This is a genomic window from Hymenobacter sp. (genome assembly GCF_035709525.1).
Lineage (GTDB): Bacteria > Bacteroidota > Bacteroidia > Cytophagales > Hymenobacteraceae > Hymenobacter.
In genome coordinates this window covers 1-18,610 of sequence record NZ_DASTEP010000162.1, presented here as the reverse complement: position 1 = coordinate 18,610, position 18,610 = coordinate 1, and the positions used below count along the sequence as shown (strand labels likewise).

Here is an 18,610-nt window from a genome sequence, read left to right as displayed (position 1 = left end):
ATGGGAAAAGGACGGGTGGCGGGCACGGGTCAGCAGGCGGGATTGGTCTTTTTAGCCTACTGCTTATCTTGTTTAAGATGCTATTATACAGTGCGCTAATTGATGATACAAAGTTGCGCCGCTGGCCCCGCCCAGTGCTTTCGCCAAACGGAGTACACCTTTTCGCTACCGGATTTTTCGCGCCTGGCCCACCCCGGATTCAGCAGGCGGGTAGCCCAGTGCCGGGCCGCGCCGGCTGCCAACCCGGCACGACAAAAGGCCCTGCCGCGCACCGCACGCCAGGGCCTTTTGCTAGCTAAACAGGCAGGAAAGAATGGAAGGAATTGGTCAGAAAACAAGCCGCCGGCCCCGGCCTCAGGCGGCCACCAGCGAGGCGCACAGGGCCTCGGCGAAGAAGGGCTGCGGCGCGCGCCGCACCTGCGAGGGCGGCAGCCCGAAGCGGCGGCGGAAGGCCGTGGCGAAGTGCGCCGGGCTGGTGAAGCCCACCGCCTCGGCCACCTCCTGCACCGGCTGGTCGGTGAGGGCAATGAGCTGGTGGGCCACCGTGAGGCGGCGCTCGGCCACGTAGCCGAATACCGTGCTGTTAAACAGCTCCTTAAAGCCCTTCTTGAGCTTGAAGTCGTTGGTGCCAAACAGGCGGGCGATTTCCAGCAAGCTCGGCGGCTCGGCGTAGTTCTGGTCCAGAAAGTCGCGCACGGCGTGCAGCAGGTCGCGGTCGCGCGGGTTGGGGCGGGCGGCCAACTGCGCGAGCTGGTTTTGCTGTTCGATAAACAGGTCGAGGAAGCGGGCTTCCAGAAATAACTTTTTCAGCGCCCCGCTGTAGGGGCAGTTGATAATCTGCTGAATCAAAGCGCGCTGGGTGGGCGAAATGGCCGCGCCCTGCGGCAGCAGCACAAACGGCCCCGGCTGGCTCAGCTGCTGGCGGTGCACACCCAGCCACTCCTCGTTGGCCGTCACGAGGCTGGTAAAAAACTCGCGCGTCATATGAACGGTAAAGCTTGTATGCTGCTGGCCCTGAAAGGTGTAGAGGTTAGACGGCGCTTCGTCGGCCATCATATTCTGCTGGCCGTGGCCGATGGTGAGTGGGCGCAGGGCGCAGGCCTTGGAGTCGATTTGCCCGTCGAGCTGGTACATCATGGCCATCCAGGGCTTTTGCACGTCCAGTTCCAAGCGCAGCGGCTGGGGCAGTTGCCCGCTCATGGTCGTGAGCTGAAAGCCGTCGAGAAAGTAATCGGAGAAGGAGGCCGAGCCCGCGCCGCTTTGCCAGGTAGTAGCGGCGTGCAGCAGCCCCGCCTGCTGCGTGAGCGTGGTCTGGCAATTGTCGGTAAACTCGGCGGTGCGAAACTGAAAAAACGGCTCCATAACGAGAAAGGGAAGTTGGCAGTTTGTAAAGAAGCGGGCGATTGGGAGCGGCTACCAGCCGGTTTGCCCTCAAGAGCTAGCGGTCAGTGGCTTGGGGTATTGACTAAGGCAAAGGTGGCAGGTTTTAATTAGCTTGTCAATCCCACAAATATGTTAAAATACCTCGGCATCAGCCAAGCCGGTAGCAGGTGCCGGAGCCCGGCGCAACGGCCCGGCGGCAACTTATTTCACCCGGCTTTGCTCATCTTCGGCGCTGGTGCGGCGCTGGCGGGCGGCCTTCAGCTCGCGGTTACCGAAGCTGTAGGTGAAGGTGGCGCGCACCTGCCGGCTTTCCCAGCGGCTGCGGAAGGTGAGGTCGGTAGTAGCGTGCTGAATGGTGCCCTGCATCTGGGTCATGTTCAGCGCGTCGGATACGTTGAGGCGCAGGGTGGCGGCGTTGTGCCAGAGGCTTTTTTGCAAACCCAGGTTGAGCTGGCTCTGGCTGCGGCCGAGCAGCTGCCCGCTGAGGCCGGGCGAGTTGTACCAGCCCGATACTTCGGCCGTGAGCCCGTGGGGCAGCTTGAGGCGGTTATTCAGCGTGAGGTTGGCCGAGAGGCGCTGGTAGTGGAGCGGCACGCCCTGCGACGTGGCCCGGTAGGCATCCCAGAACAAGTCGGCCGTGCCGCGCACGGTCCACCAGGCGTTTACTTGCAGCGGCGCGCCCAGGCTCAGGGCCACGTTGTGCAGCACGGCCAGGTTGGCGGTGGTGCCCACCAGCACGGGGCCGCGCTGCTCGTACACTTCGGTCAGCACGTCGGTGGTGCGGTTGTAGCCGAGGGTGGCCGTGTACTCGCCGCGGTAGGTGTAGCCCAGTTGGCCGGCGTTGGTGCACTGCGGCTGCAAGTAGGGGTTGCCCTGACGGTAGCTGTAGGCATTGAGCACGTACACGAAGGGATTGAGCGTCTGGTAGCTGGGCCGGTCGATGCGGCGGCTGAACGACGCCTGCCACTCGTGGTCGGCACCGGCCGCGTAGCTGAAGGCGGCGCTGGGAAACAGGTTCAGGTACGCGCGGTCGAGCTCCTGGGCCAGCGTGAGCGAGGTGCCCACGGCGCGGGTGTGCTCCAGGCGCAGGCCAGCCTGCACTTTCCACTTCTGCCACTGCTGCTGCCCGCTTAGGTAGGCGGCGGCTATGGTTTCGCGGTACAGAAAGTGGTTAGTGCGCTGCGGGTCGGGCACGTACTCGGCCCCGTTCAGCGTGCCAAACTGCACGTCGTTGTCGGAGCTCACGTAGCTTATTTTGCCCCCGGCTTCGAGCTTGCGGCCGTGGGCCAGCGGGTGCGCGTAGTCGGCCCTGGCCGCCCAGATGCCGATGGTCGAGGGCGTTTCGTTGCGTTGCAGGCGGCCGGGCTGGGTTTCTTCGCCGGCCGCGTTCAGAAAGCGAGTGGCCATAAAATCGCGCTGCTCAATCCTTACTTGCGCGTAGTCCACGTCGGCCGTCAACTCGCGGCCCAGCGAGTCGAGCGTGTGGCGAAAATTAGCATTGGCCGTGAAACGTTGGGTGGTGCGGTTGGAGGTATTGACCAGCGGCGCCATGCGCAGCAGCTGTCCGGTTGCCCCCGTAAAGCGGTTGTCGCTGAGGCCCTGGGCGCGGCCGGCGTCGAGGTAGCCGCTGCTGAGCACGCCCACGGTGGTGCGGGCCCCGGGGCGGTAGTCGGCCCCCACCTTGTAGGTGTGGGTGGTGCCCTCGGTGATGCGCTCGTTCTGGTCGCGCAGCGTGATGAGCGAGTCGCCGGTGCCGGTGCGGCGGCTGGCGTCGGTGAAGCTCCAGCGCTTGCGGTAGTCGATATTATAGTTGCCGAAGGTATTCCAGCGGCCCGCGCGGTGGTTGAGGGCCAAGCCGGCCTGGCCCTTGGGGTAGCGGCCGTAGCCGCCGCCCAGCGTGAGGCTACCCGCCGTGCCGGCCGCGCTGGTGCGGGTACCGCGCTTGAGCTCAATGTTGATGATGCCCGCGCTGCCGGCCGCGTCGTACTTAGCCGAGGGGTTGGTTATCAATTCGATGCGCTGTACGTTGCTGCTGGGCGTGTTGCGCAGCAGGTTCACCACCTCGGTTTGCGAAAGGTAGGTTTGCTTGCCATCCAGCATCACCAGCACCCCGTCGCGGCCCTTGAGCTGGAGGCGGCTGTTTTGCTGGTCGACCACCACGCCGGGGGCTTTTTCGAGCACGTCGAGGGCCGTGCCGCCGGCCGCCACCAAGCTGTTTTCCACGTTCACCACCGTTTTGTCGGGCAGCTGCTCCACGAAGGGGCGCTCGGCCGTCACGGTCACCTCGGCCAGGCGGCGGGCGGCGGTTTTCAGCACCAGCGGCGGCACGGCGGCCGGGGCCTGCCCGGCCACCACATTCAGCGCGGCCGAGGTGGCCGACTGGTAGCCCAGCAGCTGCCCCCGCACCCGGTAGGTGCCCGGCCCCACGCCCTCGAAAGCGTAGTGCCCGGCCAGGTCGCCGGTCACGCCTTGCAGCACGCGGGCCGTGTCGGCGGCGGGCACCAGCACGAAAATGGCGAAGGGCACCGGCTGGCCGGCCGCATCCTGGGCGGTGCCGGCCAGCGTGGCCCGGCCGGGCGCCTGCGCCGTGGCCGCTTGGGAGCTGCCGAGCAGCAGCGCAGCGCCGGCCACCACCGCCAAAAAGTGGCGCGAAACGGCGCGCCGCCGGGTGCAGAAAGCAGGTGAGAAAAGCATCAGTATCGTGGGTTTTAAGACGATACAAAGGTTGGCTTTCTGCCCGGGCGCGTCAATCCCATAAACATGTGAAAAGCCGGGCTGGGGCGCGGCCGGGCATGTTAGGGCGCGGGTGCGCCGCTCTTCTGCCAGCTCAGCAAGCCAGCTCGGCGCGCAGGCCGGCGCGCACGCGCTGGGCCTGCTGCACGTGGCGCTGCTGGTGCACCACCACAAACTCCAGCGCCTCGCCCAGGCGCAGCTTCAGCAGCCGGAAAAACTCCACGGGCACGGCCTTGCGGTTGAGGTCGGCGCGGTGGGCGGCGGCCAGCAGCTCCAGCAGGCGGGCCTGGTGCTGGTCGAACTCGGCCAGCACGGCGGGGCCGAGGCGGCTACCCAGCGGGTTCATGTGCTTGAGCGTGGTTTGCTTTTTGGCGTTGGCGGGGCGCATCAGCTCCACCGATTTGCGGCCCAGCCAGGAGTAGCCGACCTCGGCCAGCGGGCCGGCAGTAGTGGCGCGGGGCGCGGCCAGCGCCTTCGTGAGCGCGGCGTGGTAGTAGCGGCTGTAGCGGTTCAGGTGCTCCAGGCACTCCAGGATGCTCCAGCTGGCCGGGGCGGGCCGCTGGTTGAGCAGCGCGGGCGGCAGCGGGGCAAATTCGGCGTGGGCGGTGGCGCGCACCTCGGCCACGGCGCGGGCCAGGGCGGTGAGGAAAGAATCGGGGTTCATGGTGGTTGGTTTTTTGACAAAGTTCTGACCACCAGCTATCCCCAAACCTTGATTTGGCGCAAGAATTAGCGCAGGCGGCTTAGCGTTTCGGGCGTCATGCGCAGGTAGGAGGCCAGGTACTTGCGCGGCACCACCTGGAAGATGTGCGGGCTGCGCTGCCGCATCCGGGCCAGGCGCTGGGCGGGGTCGGGCAGCAGCAGGTCGATTTCGTGCTCCATGCGGCCGATGAGGGCCTTCTCCAGCTCGGCGCGCCAGAAGCGGGCCAGCGCCGGGCTGTTTTCCATAAACTCCTGAAAATCGGCTCGATTAATGGCCAGCAGCTCGCTCTGCCGCAGGGCCTGAATGCCGTAGGCCGAGGGCTGCCCCGTCACAAACGACGGAAACGCGCACAGCAGCGAGTTGGCGTAGCCAAAGCCCACGCAGGTTTCCTCGCCCGGCAAAATGGGGTAGTAGATGCGCAGCAACCCCGCCCGCACCAGACACAGGCGCTGCTCCACCTCGCCTGGCAACACCAGAAATTCGCCCCGGCGTAGGTGCAGCCCCCGGTTCCAGCGGGCGGCGAGGGCCGTGGTTTCGGCCGGGCTCAGGCCGGGCACCTGGCCCAGCAGCGCCAGCAGCAGCGCAGAAGCACTTGGTTCGGGCATGGGCGCAAAGTAAGAGCGTGGGGTGCTTTCTGCCGCCCGCGCTACACCAGCCCCTCGCGCATGGCCTTAAGCACGGCCTCGGTTTTGGAGTTGACGTGCAGCTTCTCGTAGATGCTGCGGATGTGCGAGCGCACGGTTTCGATACTGATAAACAAGTCGCTGGCAATGAGCTTGTAGCTGTAGCCCGCCACCAGGCCCTTCACAATGTCCAGCTCGCGGGGCGAGAGGCGGTAGTCCTCGGCCGGGGCGGCGGGTGCCTGGAAGTGCCGCAGCACCCGGCGCGCGATGCTGGCCGTCATGGGCGAGCCGCCGCGGTGCAGGTCTACCAGCGCGGCCATTATCTCGCCGGGCGCGGTGTGCTTGAGCAGGTAGCCGCTGGCCCCGTGCCGGATGGCCCGGAATATCTTGTCGTCATCATCAAACACGGTCAGCATCAGCACCTGGGCGGCGGGGGCGGCGGCCTTCACCAGCGGCACGGCCTCGATGCCGCTGATGCCGGGCAAGTCGATGTCCATCAGCGCGATGTCGGGGCGCAGGGCGCGCACCTCCTCGCCGATGCGCTGGCAGTTGGCAAACGAGCCCACCAGCTCCAGCCCCGGCGTAGCCTGAATGAGGAAGGCCAGCCCCTCGCGCAGCTCGCGGTTGTCTTCGTAATGAATGATGCGGATGTCGGGCATGGGGGGTACAGGTGTTGGGTGTTGGGTGTTTGGTATTCAACGGCAAGCAATAAAATAATTAACTGCGTAAGGGCTAAGTTTCGGCTTGCTATCCAACACCCAACACCCAACACCCAACACCAATCAGCCCAGCGGGGCCGTGAGGGTAATGGTGGTGCCCCGGCCGGGCGCCGTGGCAATGGCCACGCGCCCGCCAATGGCCTGGGCGCGGGCCTGCAAATTGGCCAGGCCGTTGCCGGCGCGGGCGGTAGCTAGGTCGAAGCCCCGGCCGTCGTCGGCGATTTTCAAGCGCAGCTGCCGCCCCTGCACGGCCAGCGCCACGGTCAGGGTAGCGCAGTCGGCGTATTTCACGGCGTTGTTGACGCTCTCCTTGAAAATCAGGTACAAATTGCGGCGCTGCTCCAGGCTCAGAGTCAGTACCGGGAAGGGCTCGGCCACCTGCATGTCGAAGGCGATGCCCTTGGCCTCGGTCAGGCGCAGGCCAAACTCGCGCAGGCGGCTCACCACATCGGTCAGGCCGTCCTGGTTGGGCTTAATGGTCCAGATGATGTCCTGCATCGACTCGGCCAGGGCGCTGGCATTCTGGCTGATGCGCTGGAGCAGGGCCGCCGTTTGCGGGTGCGCGCCGCCCAGCTGGCCCTGGGCTACCTCGCTGAAAATGCGGATGCTGCTCAGCGTCGAGCCCATGTCGTCGTGCAGGTCTTTGGCAATGTGGTCGCGCACGCGGGCCAGCTGCCGGCGCTGCCCCTCGCGGTAGCGGTACACGCTCCAGAGCAGGGCCGCCGCCGCCAGCCCCAGCCCCAGCCGGAACCACCACGTCTGGTAGTAAGCCGGCAGCACCTGCACGGTTAGCGTCTGGCCGGCCTGGTTCCACACCCCATCGGCGTTGGCCGCCCGGATGCGCAGGGCGTAGCGGCCGGGGGCCAGGTTGGTGTAGGTGGCGGCGCGGGCGTCGGTGGTCGTCCAGCCCAGGTCAAAGCCCTCCAGGCGGTAGGCGTAGCGGTTTTTGGCGGCCTGGCTGAAGCTGAGCGCCGCAAAGCCCACGGTAAGCGTGGTTTCGCCGGGGCGCAAGGCCAGTGCCTGGCCGGGGCGCAGGTAGCGCGGCTGGTTGTTCACGCGCACCTCGGTCAGCACCACGGGCGGGGCCGGCGCGGGGCGGCGCAGCTGCGCGGGCCGGAAGTAGTTGAAGCCCCCGGTGCCGCCCAAAAACAGCTCGCCCTGGCGGTTGCGGGTAAAGACCTGGTACACCGTGATGGGCAGCAGGCCGCTGCCCTGGTCGTAGTAGCGAAAGGTGCCGGTGGCGGGGTTTAGCTCGTGCAGCGGCCCATCGGTGGCCAGCCAGATATGGCCGCGGGCATCTTCGGCCAGGTCGAAGGTCTGGTCGGTGCGCAGGCCGTTGGCGGCGGTGTAGAGGTGGCGCACGCGGCCGGTGGTGTCGGCCTCGGCCACAAAGCCGATGCCCGACAGCCACAGCCGGTTTTCGCGGTCGAGTAGCAGGGCGCTTTGCAGCATGGCTGTGAGCTTGATGGGTGCCCCCGCCGTGCGGATGGGCACCGGCACCACGCGCCGCCGGTCGGCCGCGATGCGAAACAACCCCTGGCTGGTACGCACCCACAGCCGGCCCCAGCGGTCTTCCTGCACGCCGCGCACGGTGTGGCGGGCGGCCCGCAAGGTGTCATCCGGCAGGGCAAAGGGGCGAATGCGGTCGGCCGCAGCATCGTACCAGAACAACCCCTGCTCAAACGAGCCCAGCCACAGCCGCCCCGCGTGGTCGAGGCAAAGCCGGGTGAGGCTGAGCGGGGGCAGCCCGGCCGGCAGCCGGCCCCGGGGCTGCCAGCGGCCGGTGGCCGGGTCGTAGCAAGCCAGGCCGAAGGCCGACCCGGCCAAACCCAACCAGAGGCGGCCCCGGGCATCCTGCTGCACGTAGCGCACGTGGTGGCCCAGGCCAGTGGGCAGGCGCAGCGGCGTCAGCTGCCCGCGCCGCCAGCGCCAGAGGCCGGTGGGCCGGCTCGTCACCCAGTATAGCGAGTCGTCGGCGCGGTCTTGCTGCACCAGCTGCACTTCCTCGGGGTAGCGGTGCGGGTCGGGCGTCAGCACCAGCTGGCGGCCAAAGCGCGTGGCCTGGGGGTCGAGCAAGGCCAACCCCCGGGCCGAGCCCACCCACAGCAAGCCCAGGCGCGGGTCGGCCAGCAGCGCCAGCGTGATGCTGCCGGGGTAGCTGTGCAAGTCGTCGGCGCGGGTTTCGAAGGAGCTGGTGCGCGGGCGGCCAGGCTCGTAGCGCAGCAGCCGGTCGGCGCCGCCCAGCCACCAGGCGGGCGACCCATCGGGCTGCGGCAGCGCGGCGGCGGCAAACAAGCGCACGGGCGGCACCGGCAGCGCCTCAAAGCGGTCGGCGGCCGGGGCGTACTGCCACGCGCCTTGCTCAGTCATGGCCAGCAGGCGGTGGCCATCGGCCGGCAGCAGGGCATTCACGGGCACGCCCTGCGGGTGCTGGTCGTCGCGGCCCAGGTAGTAGCGGTAGCGCCGGGTGGCCGCGTCGAAACAATACACGGCGCGCTGCAAAAACAGCCACACCCGGTCGCGGGCGTCCACCACCACGTCGGGGTAGTCGCCGGGCACGGCGTAGGGCAAGGCCACCGAGCGCAGGCGCAGCGTGCGCGGATGGATGCGGTAGAGGCGGCTGCCCGAGCAAAACCACCCCCAGCCGGCCCGGTCGAAGCTGACGCCCGACAGCAAGTGGCTGTCGGCCTGCGGGTCGCGCCGCTCGGGCACGTCCACCACCACGCCCTGCTCGCGCACGGGGTCAAAGCGCCACAGGCCCCGGGTGGTGGCCACCCACAGGTTGCCCAGCGGGTCGGTGCTGAGGCCGGCCCGCAGCACGTAGTTGCCGGGCAGGCTGTTGGCCTCGGCCGTGTGTCGGAATACTTTGAACTGCACCCCGTCGAAGCGGTTGAGGCCGTTGAAGGTGCCCACCCACAAAAAGCCGCGCGGGTCGCGGGCCAGCGCCGTTACCCCGTTGTGCGACAGCCCCTGCTCGGTAGTGTAGCGCACGAAGTAGGGCGCGGCTTCCTGCGCCCGGCCCGGCCGTGGGCCCAGCCCCACCAGCCAGCCGATGGCCACGCTCAAAAGCAGTCGCAGTGCCTTGCCGGCCACCATGTTTTTGCGGTTCAGAATGAAAACCCAAAGGTGGGCCGCCCGCTCGGCCCGGGCAAGCTGCCCGCCTCGCATAAAGATGTGAAATCGGCCCGGCCAGCAGCGCCGGCTTACTGGCCGAGCGGCAGGTTTTCAAACTGGCCGGCCAGCGTGATTTGCCACAGGCCCGTGCCCGTGGGCGTAGCCACCGGCGGGTCGGGCACGTGCGAGAAGCCGACCGCGTAGCTGCCGCTCACCAGGCGGCGCGCCGCGTCGTAGCGGCTCACCAGCACAAAGCCCGTGGTGGCCGTGGTAGCGGGCGGCACGTTGGTAAAAACCCGCTTTTGGGCAGTGCTGGCGAAGCGGGAATACGTCACGAGGCCGGGGTTGTTATCGTTATAAACCGGGTTGAGCAGCTGATACTGCCCTTCCAGGGCCACCGGCAGCCGGCGGCGGTCTACGCTGATTACCAGCGTTTCGTCGTCGTTGGTGTCGATGGCGAGCTCGAAAGCCGCCGCAGTAAGCCGGGCCTGCCCCTTCACGGGCTGGTTTAGCTGTTGCTCGGTGCGCGCCAGCGTCACGCCAATCGTGCCGAAGGTGCGGTTGTGCCGCAAACTGGCGGCCGGGGTGGGGGTCGGTTTCTGGCAGGCCGCCAGGGCCGGCAGGCCCCCAGCAGCGGCAGGCGCAAAGACGATTTTTTTATCGTAGTTGAGATGGCGGTTACAAACTGCCCCGCCACTGAAAAGGATGGCGCGCCCGGTTAGCGGCCACTCGCCAGCGCCCGGCCCGGCCCGTGGCCCGGCACCACTACCACCAGCACCCGCTGCCCGGCCTGGTCATACGCGGCCAGCTGGCTGGCCCGGTACTGCCGCCGAAACGCGGCGCGGGTGCTGGTGATGGTGCGAAACAGCGGGTAGGGCGCGCTGGCCACCGAGGCCCCTTCCGCGAAGTAGGCGGCCGGGGTGTGCCACCACTTGCCGCCCGCCGGGCAGTGCCGGCGATAGGCGGCCCGCAGCGCGGTCAGGTTGCGGACGACGTGCCCGGTGCCGGGCAGGTAGGCATGGCCGTTGGCCATTATCTGCCGCATGGCTTTGGTGCTGAGCGCCTTCGAGGCATCGGGGCGGTGCTGAAAGCGCTGCACGGCGTGCAGCAGGTAGTACAGCTTCAGCTGCTCGGGGTCGGTAGTAGCGCGCAGGTGCTCATAAGTAGCCGGCTCGTTGTCGAGCGAGGTGGCTGGCACGTCGTATTGCCGGGCCAGAAAGCGCGCGTAGCCCGCCGCACCCAGCCCGGCGATGGTGGCCGCCTCGGTGGCCCCGGTGCCGCAGTCCACGCCCTCAAACAGCACCGCCGTAGGTAGCATGCCCTCAAAGGTTTGGCGCAGCCAGGCAAACTGCGCGTGTTGCACGTCGCGCGAGTTCTCGGCCTCGAAATAGGTAACGCTGCCGCCCCCCGGCAAAAGTTGCGTGAGCACGCCCGCCGGGGCCGCCGGGGTAGTGTCGCCCACCAGCCCCGCCGCCTCGGGAGCCGTGAAGTAAGCCTGGGCCGAAGCCTGGGCACCCGAAAGCAGCAGCGCGGCGGCCAGCAGGAAAAAGGAGGTTTTTATGGTTGTAGAGCAGGAAAAGGGTGAGAAAAAGGCACTAGGAAAAGAAGAAAGAAGTAGGGCCTGGCAGGTGCAGCTAGCAAGCGGCCAGCCGCTAAAAGCGGGCGCTCGCGCCTATTTTCAGCAGGCTCATGTCGTAGCCCAGCTCGGCAAACGCGCCCACGGTGTGGGTGAAGTAGTAGCGCGCCCCCACCAGGCCGCTCAGCTCCAGCTGGCTGCCATCCGACACGGAGCCGCTGCTTTGGCTGGCCGCGTACGAGGCCAGGCGCAAGCCCAGGCCCACGCCGGCGTAGGTATCGAGCCGGGGGTTGCCGAAGCCGTAGTGGTAGGCCCCGCGCGCGCCCAAAAACACGTGCCGCCAGGCCGACTTGTCGCCGCCATACGACCAAGTGTAGGTTTTGTAGCCCACCAGGCCGCCCACGCTGATGGTGCCCGGCCCCGCTGCCGCCACGCCGCGCATGTACGAGGCGCTGAGCGCAGGCAGCGAGGTAGCGCCGCTGCCCACCACCCCGTAGCCGAGCCCGAAGCCCAGCCCCAGGTTCACGGCGTTTGAGTTTTTGCCGAAGGCGGCCGGGCTGCCGGCCGCGCGCGGGGCCGGGGCCGCTGCCGGTGCAGCAGCGGCCGGCGCGGCGGCCACGGGCCGGGCTACCGGGGCGCTCACCACCACCTGCGGGCGGGTGGCCGGGGCGGGCGTGGGCTTGGCCACGGGCCGGGCGGCGGGCTTGCGGGCAGTGGCGGCCGGGCGCTTGGCCGGGGTAGTGCCGGGCCGGGCGGCGGGGTGGGTCTGGTCCTGGGCGCGGCCGGCGAGCAGCGCGGTGGCCAGCGCGAAAACAAGTACTTTTTGCATGGGTAGAAAGAGGTAAAATGATTGTTGGAGAAAGAGTAGGGCGCCCTACAGCTTCACGAACTCGACGCGGCGGTTCTGGGCTTTGGCGCTGGCGGTGAGGCCAGGGTCGAGCGGCTTGGTTTCGCCGCAGCCGGTGGCCGTGAGGCGGTTGGCCGCGATGCCGGCCTGCACTAGGGCGGCGCGCACGGCCTCGGCCCGGGCCCGCGACAGGCGCAGGTTGGCAGCAGCCTCGCCGTCGGCGTCGGTGTGGCCCTCGATGCGGAAGCGCAGCGCCGGCTGGCTTTGCAAGAGGCTCGCCAACTGGTCGAGGGCCGGCTGCGAGGCAGGCTTGATGACCGCCTGGCCGGGGTCGAACAAAATGTCGTGGCGTACGAGGCGGCCCTCGGCGGCCAGGCAGGCGTAGAGGTCTTTGCCACCGGCGGCCAGCCGCACGTGGCGCACCAGCACGTCTTTGGTGCCGTGGTACTCGCGCACCGCGCCCAGGGTGAGGGAGGTGGGCCGGCCGGCGGCGTTGGGTAGGTTCAGCAGGCGGTGCTGGTCGAGGTATACCTTGAGGCTGCGCTGGTTGAAGGACAGCTCCAGGTGCCGCCAGCGGCCGGCCTCCACGGGCTTGGCCCCGGCCAGGGTCTGGCCCAGGTTGCGGTGCGGCATGTGCACCTGGTTCTGGCTGATTTCCAGCTCGCCCAGGTCGCCGTTGGCGGTTTGCTTGCCCTTGCGCTTGTCCCAAAACCAGAGGTGGCAGCGGTCGCGCGGCCCCAGAAACACGTCCATTTCCAGCGTGAAGGCCTCGGGTAGGTAGTCGGCTTGCTTGAACAACGGCGCGATGGCCGCGCCGTTGGCCAGCAGTAGCACGGGCTGGCCCGCGGCGGTGGCGACCTCGGCGCTGCCTTCGAGCAACTCCCAGCGCGACGGGAACTCGCCGATTTCATCGCCCGCCAGCTTGTCTTCAAACAGCACCTGCGCGCCGGGCACGAAGTCGTAGCGCGTGCTGGCCTGGCCGCTGGCGGCGGGCGCGTCGGGGCTGGCCTGGTCTTTCTCGTCGCCCTTCACGGTTTTGGTGGCCGTGCTTTCGGCCTTGTCGAGGCCCTTGCTGATGGCCTGGTCGGTGCGCTGGCTGAGGCGACTGTTTACCGCGCTTTCGAGGCGCGCGCCCAGGTTGGGCAGGCGCAGCTGGGCCTGGGCGGCCGGGACCGCGCCCAGCAGTAGCAGCGCGCCGGCCAGCAGGCCGCGGCGGGTAGTAAATGAGTAGGTGGCGAGTAGGTTCATGACAGAAAAAAAGGTAATTGCGGCAGCCCGGGGCAGGAGAAAAGTTGTGCATCAGCCCGAGGTAAAGCGCTGTGTGTTAGCTGATGCAAAATTCGGTCTGGCCCCCGCCGCCCTGCTTCCGCCAAACGGAGTACTCCTTTTCGCTGGCGGATTTTCCGGCCTTCGCCCGCCCATCCAAAAGCCCGCCCCCGGCAGGCCGGGAGCGGGCTTCGGAGCCACGGGGCGGGCGGCCAGCTCAGCGGCCACTTGTTGGCGGAAGGCAGCCGCTGCGGAGCCATGGGGCGCGCTACCTCACTCGCAGCTTCACATTGTCGAAGTCGCCGGCCAGCAAGATGGTGCAGGTAGTGCCGGCGGGCGCGGCGCGGGCCGGGTCGGGCTGGCCAGCGGCGCGCACCTCGTAGTAGCCGCTCAGCAGCTGCCGCCGCGCATCGTACCCCGTGATGGTGACGCTACCCGCGAGCTGCGCGGCTAGCTCGCCCGTGCCCAGCCCGGCCCGCGCGGCCCGCCGCCGGGCGTAGCGGTAGCGCACGCCGGCCGGGGCCAGGGGCTGCGCCAGGCTGCGCAGGGCGTAGGGCGCAGCCCAGGCGGCCGGGCCGGGCAGCCGGGCCCGGTCCAGCTCAAAGCGCAGGTCGTCGGGCCAGGCCCGGAAGCGCAGCACCAGCGCCGCGGCCGTGAGGGTGGCCTCGGCGGTAGCTTCGGGCGGCGGATGCAACTGGCTGTCGCCCAGGCCCAGGCTCGGGAAGAAGAAGTATCGCCCCAGCGAGGCCGCTGGCGCGGGGTCGGTGGCCTCGGGCGGGCCGGCATAGAGTTCAGAAACAGGCATGGCAGAGAAAGCGAGGAAAAAAGTGGGCCTGCCGCAAGGCAGCAAAAAGCCGGGGCCGCGCCGTGGCGCGGCCCCGGCTGGGGCGGGCATTCGCTATTTGTCGCGCACCAGGCGCACGGGCAGGCACTGAGGTATTGCCCCGATGGGGTAGGTAGCGATGGCGGCGTAGGTGTCGCCCACTATCTGAAAAATCTGGAAGCCCAGCGGCGTATTGTTGGCGTCTTTGGACGAGGTCCAGAGGCGGCAGTTGGAGCCGATTCCGTTGCCGATGGCGTTGGCGCTGCGGTAGTCGCCGGGCAGGGCCGTGAAGCCCGAGCTATTAGTGGCGTAGCCATCCTGCGTGGCCCACACGCTGGGGGCCATCAGCTGGCCCAGCTTGCGCTTGGAGGGCACGTCGGAGGGGTCGGTGGCGTCCCACATGTCCAGCGTCAGGCCCTGCGAGGCCAGCAGCGCCACGTAGTCCTGCCGGGTCGGGATGCGCCAGCCCGCCGGTATCGTTACCTGGTTCAAATCCATGAACTTATAGTAGGTGCCATGCTGCGGGTAGCGCGCATCGTTGAGGCCGCCGCTGCCCACGTAGTTCACCGTCATCCAGACGTGGTTGCCGATGGTGGCGGTAGGAAAGTACTGGCTGCCGATTTTGACGTAGGTGCCCGTGGCGGGCGGGTTGTCGTAGAGGCCGTTGCCCACGTTGGGGTTGGTGATGCCCGTGCCCGGCACCTGCTTGTACTTCACGGCCACGGCCGTGGCCCCGTCCAGGAGGTTGGCCGTCAGATGGTTCGGGCTGGTGGCGAAGGTCGAGGCCTGGGGCTGGCTCCAGGTCAGCTTGTACTTGGCCACGTCGGCGGCCACTATCGGCGACTCCTTGTAGCCCGCGTACTTGTTGCTGAACACGCGCACCGTGCCGCTCTGGGCATGAAACGTGAGCCGCGCCGGGGTGGCGCTGGCGTCGTATTCGAGCGTGCCCGTCATCTTGCACAGGCGCTGCTCTACGTCGGTGCCGCTGGTGTACACGTCCGAATGGTACTCTTCCGCGCCGGTGCCGTTTTTGGTAAATACCATCGTCCGAAACTCGGCAAAGCCCGGTGAGCCCTGAAACGTGCCTTGGTTCCAGTTAGTGGTAAGTGGGTTGGCGTTGTTTTCGGCGTACCAGGTGCCCACCAGCGCGTCGGGGATGGCAGTGGCGGGCGTGCTCGGCGTGCCGGGCGTGCCCGGTGTACCCGGCGTTGGGCTGGGGATGTTGTTCTGGCAGCTGCTGAAGGCGCTGGTCGAGACGGCGAGCAACGCCGCCGCCCACACAAAACGGAAAGTTTTCATTTAAAAAAAGAAAAAAGGTGAAGAGGGAAAGAGAAATGCACTGCCACGCCGCGCGGCAGCTAACTAGTTTTTAGTCAGGCAAAACTCGCCGCTAAAGGGCGTGGCCTGCTTGCTGCACTGGTCGGGGTCGTCCTGGTCGAGCAGCGCCCCCGCAAACGTGCCGCGCAGCCGCTGGCCGGGCACGTACTCGGTTATCACTACCTGGCCCTGGGTCGAGTAGTAGCCCGCCGAGGTGGGGCAGACCAGCGCCTTGTAGCTGGCGAAGACCTTGCCGCCAATTTTGTACTCTGCCTGGCTCACGCCCTCGTACTGGCTCAAGGCCTGCCGGTACGGGAAGGTGCCCGCTTGCCGGCCAAACACGTCGAGCGTGAGGTAGGCGTCGGCCGTCGAGCCCGCCGCGATGTGGAGGCTCTTAAGGGCCCCCAGCTGCCCGTCGCCGAACGATACGTCGGCATACGTGCGCGTCTGGCCATTGAAGCTGACCTTGAAGTAGTTATCGGCTAGAGCCGGGGCGGCGGTGGTGGGGGTAGGGGCGGGGCGGCCCTGGCAGGCACCGAGCAGCACCGCCAGGGCAGCGGCGGCCACGAAAGTTGGAAGAGGCAAGCGCATGGCTTTAAGAAAGAAGGCGAGTGTGATGGTGAAGTGTGTTATAAGTCAATGTATTGCGGCAAGTATTTTGCTTTCGCATAGCCACGCGGCTGCTCTGCCGCCCCGCTGCGGGCGGGTGGTAGGGCGGCCCTCGCGGGCGCTGGCGAGGGGTAGGCGTTAGCTCAACACTACCCGCTGCACGGCTTCGTAGCCCTGCGGCCCGCGCAGGCGCACCCAGTAGAGGCCGGCGGGCATCCCGGCGGTGGGCACCGTAGCTGGCGTAGCCGCCGGCAGCGCCTGCTGCCACACCACCCGGCCCAGCACGTTCAGCAGCGCTAGCTGCCAGCCGGCGCGGGGCGCGGCCTCGGGCAGCCGCACGGTAAGCTCGCCGTGGGCGGGGCTCGGAAAGACCTGCACGGCGGCCGGGCCGTGCTGGGTAGCGGCCCGGGCGGGGGCAGCGAGTAGCCAGCAGCTGGCAAGCAGGCAAAGCAAGTTTTTCATAGCGGTAGGGCTTGGGTAGCTCGCAAGGGCTTGTAAACCTGCTTGCTGCGTTTATGATGCAAAACTACCAACGGCTTTTCGCGGCGGATTTCGCCAAACGGAGTACGGCTTTTCGCTGCCGGATTATCGCGGCTAGCCCCGGCCCGGCCGCGCGAAAATCCGCCACGGAAAAGAGATGCTCCGTTTGGCGAAAGCCACCGCTTTTGGGGCCCACTACCTTTGTGATGTCAATTTAGATGGCTGATAAACAAAGCGATAAGTCTCAGCATGGCTTGCTGCCATACCTCACCTTTTTCCCTCTTTTCTCCTATGAAACGCTTGCCTCTCTGCGTGGCCCTGCTGCTGGCCGCCCGGCTGCCCGCCCTGGCCCAGCAGCTGCCTAATAAAGGCTTCGAAACCTGGACCACTACCGCCGCCGGCGACCGCGCCCATGGCTGGCTGACCACCGACGACCTGCTGCAAGCCACGCTGGGCATTCCAATTGCGACCGGTACCGTGTCTAAAACCACCGATGCCTACGCCGGCAGCTTTGCTGCCCGGGTCGAAACGAAAAACGTGGCGCCCTTCGGCGTTTTTCCGGGCTACCTGGTGCTGGGTACCAAGCTCAACCTGCGCGACGGCGGCTTTGGGGGCGTGCCGTACACCGGCCGGCCGGCGGCCTTGCAGCTGCGCTACAAGCTGAGCGGCCCGCAGGCCGCCACCGATTCGGCCACGGCCACCGTGCTGCTGACGCGCACCGTGAACGGCCAGAGCCAGCCCGTGGCTGGGGGCCAGCTGGTGCTGCCCGTGGCCGCTACCTACACCCTGGCCACGGTGCCCCTGACCTACTATGGGGCGCAAACCCCCGATTCCGTCCGCATCATCCTCAACTCGGGCCAGGCCACTACCCTCACGGCGGGCACTACCCTGCTCGTGGATGAGCTGAACCTGACCGGCACCACCACGGCCACCCGCACCGACGCCCTCGCCAACCGTCTCACGCTCTACCCCAACCCCAGCGCCGACGGCCTCTTCACCCTCGATGCCGCGCACGAGCCCACGCTGCTGGCTATACCCCTCTGCGTGAGCGACTTGTTGGGCCGCCCGGTGCTAACCCAGGCTGCCGGGCCCGCCGCCCCCAGCCGGGTGGTGGATTTGCGCGGCCAGCCGGCCGGCGTGTATACCCTGCGCCTGGCCACTGCCCAGGGGCCCATCGTGCGCCGCCTCGTCATTCAGTAGCCCGCGCCGACTAAGCAGGCATTTTCTCCATACTTCTTCAACTCACTTACCCTCAATTTTTCTGCATTTTTCTATGAAAAAGCTTCTTTTAGCTGCCGCGCTGCTAGTGGGCAGCGCTTCGGCGGCCTCGGCCCAAAGCACCGTGGTGAAAGCCAACATTTTCAGCCCGTTGGTTAAAACCGGCTCCTTTTTTGTCGAGCACGCTGTGGGCGAGCATAGCAGCTTGCAACTTGGTGGCCTGTTTACGAAGTGGAGCATCGACGACACCAGTCTATCGGGCTTCGCGCTCACGCCTGAGTACCGGCTCTACCTGTCGGCCAGCAAGCCGGCGCTGCAAGGCTTTTACGTCGGCCCGTTTCTGCGCTACCAAAACCTGAAGCTCAGCACCAGCTACGCTTCCATCGACGGCGGCGGCACGGCCGAAGCCTCGCTCAGCACCTACGGCGGCGGCGTGGTAGTGGGCCACCAGTGGCTGTTCAAGCAGCGCTTCTCGCTCGATACCTTTCTGGGCCCCAGCTACAACGGCGGCACCATCAAGCTCAAGGAAAGCAGCTCGGGGGCCGGTGCTAGCTTCGACGCGGGCGTATTCAAAGGCTTCGGCATCCGCTCGGGCGTGACGTTTGGCCTTGCCTTCTAGCGCGGCTGTCTAGTCGAAAAAAGGCCCTTGGCTCGATAAGAGCCAAGGGCCTTTTTAATGCTTTGCCTGCCATACCGGGTGCTGCCGGTAGAGCCTCAGCGGGGCCGCCCGTGGCCATGCGGGGACGCACCAGCAGCTATCGCCAGCTAGGGCGTTAAAACAAATTACTGCGCAACCTCAAAATACAACTTCAGGCGTATCACTGTAGCGGGCACGTCGCGGAAAAACAAGGGTTTAGCCTGATAGGGGCAGTGATAAACTACTTCCGGTAGTAGGCGCTCCCCGTACGCGGCCCGGTCGCTACCGCCCTGCTGTACTCGGTAATGCGCCAGCCGATAAGCCAGTTGCGCACCGTCAGCCAGTAGTTTATCTGTTGCGCAGCTGCCTGGCTGGTTTATGCATGCAGCTGCGTAATCTGTTCGGCGAGGGTCGCTTAAGTTAAACCTGTCGTGAAGTGAAAAGCGAAAGGTGGTAAGTAGTTTGCAGCATGAAGGTAGGCTTGACCGATGCGGAGCGCCAGCAGTTGCGCCAGTTGCAAAAGCAACGGCGCGATGCCGAAGGCTACGTCAAGGTCACGGTA

Annotated in this window: 16 protein-coding genes; 2 read left to right on the top strand and 14 right to left on the bottom strand. The window is 67.1% G+C overall.

The annotated features are described in order from the left end of the window. Positions 1-354: 354 nt before the first annotated feature. The 14 genes from VFO93_RS13925 to VFO93_RS13860 form a co-directional block, all read right to left on the bottom strand. Entirely contained in the window at positions 355-1,362 is a 1,008-nt protein-coding gene (locus tag VFO93_RS13925) for an AraC family transcriptional regulator (RefSeq protein ID WP_325134990.1), read from the bottom strand. Positions 1,363-1,584: 222 nt separating this feature from the next. Then, on the bottom strand, positions 1,585-4,077 hold the full coding sequence (locus VFO93_RS13920; protein WP_325134989.1) for an outer membrane beta-barrel protein: 2,493 nt from the start codon (positions 4,075-4,077) through the stop codon (positions 1,585-1,587). A 133-nt stretch (positions 4,078-4,210) separates the two neighbouring features. Continuing rightward, on the bottom strand, positions 4,211-4,780 hold the full coding sequence (locus tag VFO93_RS13915; RefSeq protein WP_325134988.1) for a DinB family protein: 570 nt from the start codon (positions 4,778-4,780) through the stop codon (positions 4,211-4,213). 65 nt (positions 4,781-4,845) lie between these two features. After that, positions 4,846-5,424 carry a Crp/Fnr family transcriptional regulator gene (locus VFO93_RS13910; protein WP_325134987.1) on the bottom strand — a complete coding sequence of 193 codons (579 nt, stop codon included), beginning with the start codon at positions 5,422-5,424 and terminating at the stop codon, positions 4,846-4,848. Between the two features lie 41 nt (positions 5,425-5,465). Continuing rightward, entirely contained in the window at positions 5,466-6,101 is a 636-nt protein-coding gene (locus VFO93_RS13905) for a response regulator transcription factor (RefSeq protein ID WP_325134986.1), read from the bottom strand. Positions 6,102-6,224: 123 nt separating this feature from the next. Next, on the bottom strand, positions 6,225-9,329 hold the full coding sequence (locus VFO93_RS13900; protein ID WP_325134985.1) for a sensor histidine kinase: 3,105 nt from the start codon (positions 9,327-9,329) through the stop codon (positions 6,225-6,227). A gap of 35 nt (positions 9,330-9,364) precedes the next feature. Continuing rightward, entirely contained in the window at positions 9,365-9,847 is a 483-nt protein-coding gene (locus VFO93_RS13895; protein ID WP_325134984.1) for a hypothetical protein, read from the bottom strand. A 146-nt stretch (positions 9,848-9,993) separates the two neighbouring features. Beyond that, entirely contained in the window at positions 9,994-10,737 is a 744-nt protein-coding gene (locus tag VFO93_RS13890; protein ID WP_325134983.1) for a hypothetical protein, read from the bottom strand. A 190-nt stretch (positions 10,738-10,927) separates the two neighbouring features. Next, positions 10,928-11,680 carry a hypothetical protein gene (locus VFO93_RS13885; protein ID WP_325134982.1) on the bottom strand — a complete coding sequence of 251 codons (753 nt, stop codon included), beginning with the start codon at positions 11,678-11,680 and terminating at the stop codon, positions 10,928-10,930. 45 nt (positions 11,681-11,725) lie between these two features. Further along, the gene (locus VFO93_RS13880; RefSeq protein ID WP_325134981.1) at positions 11,726-12,946 is read right to left on the bottom strand and encodes an OmpA family protein; all 1,221 of its coding nucleotides are present in this window, start codon (positions 12,944-12,946) and stop codon (positions 11,726-11,728) included. Positions 12,947-13,232: 286 nt separating this feature from the next. Then, a complete protein-coding gene (locus tag VFO93_RS13875; RefSeq protein ID WP_325134980.1) occupies positions 13,233-13,769 on the bottom strand; it encodes a hypothetical protein in 537 nt (178 codons plus the stop codon). Positions 13,770-13,862: 93 nt separating this feature from the next. Then, a complete protein-coding gene (locus VFO93_RS13870) occupies positions 13,863-15,086 on the bottom strand; it encodes an FISUMP domain-containing protein (RefSeq protein WP_325134979.1) in 1,224 nt (407 codons plus the stop codon). 63 nt (positions 15,087-15,149) lie between these two features. Then, complete coding sequence (locus VFO93_RS13865) at positions 15,150-15,695, bottom strand: hypothetical protein (protein ID WP_325134978.1); 546 nt, start codon at positions 15,693-15,695, stop codon at positions 15,150-15,152. A 156-nt stretch (positions 15,696-15,851) separates the two neighbouring features. Further along, positions 15,852-16,175 (bottom strand): T9SS type A sorting domain-containing protein, encoded by a 324-nt coding sequence (locus tag VFO93_RS13860; protein ID WP_325134977.1) that lies wholly within the window; start codon positions 16,173-16,175, stop codon positions 15,852-15,854. A gap of 309 nt (positions 16,176-16,484) precedes the next feature. Between VFO93_RS13860 and VFO93_RS13855 the strand changes: the two genes are divergently transcribed. Beyond that, on the top strand, positions 16,485-17,393 hold the full coding sequence (locus VFO93_RS13855; RefSeq protein WP_325134976.1) for a T9SS type A sorting domain-containing protein: 909 nt from the start codon (positions 16,485-16,487) through the stop codon (positions 17,391-17,393). A 73-nt stretch (positions 17,394-17,466) separates the two neighbouring features. Beyond that, positions 17,467-18,030: a DUF3575 domain-containing protein gene (locus VFO93_RS13850; protein WP_325134975.1), complete on the top strand. Its 564-nt coding sequence runs from the start codon at positions 17,467-17,469 to the stop codon at positions 18,028-18,030. Positions 18,031-18,610 lie beyond the last annotated feature (580 nt).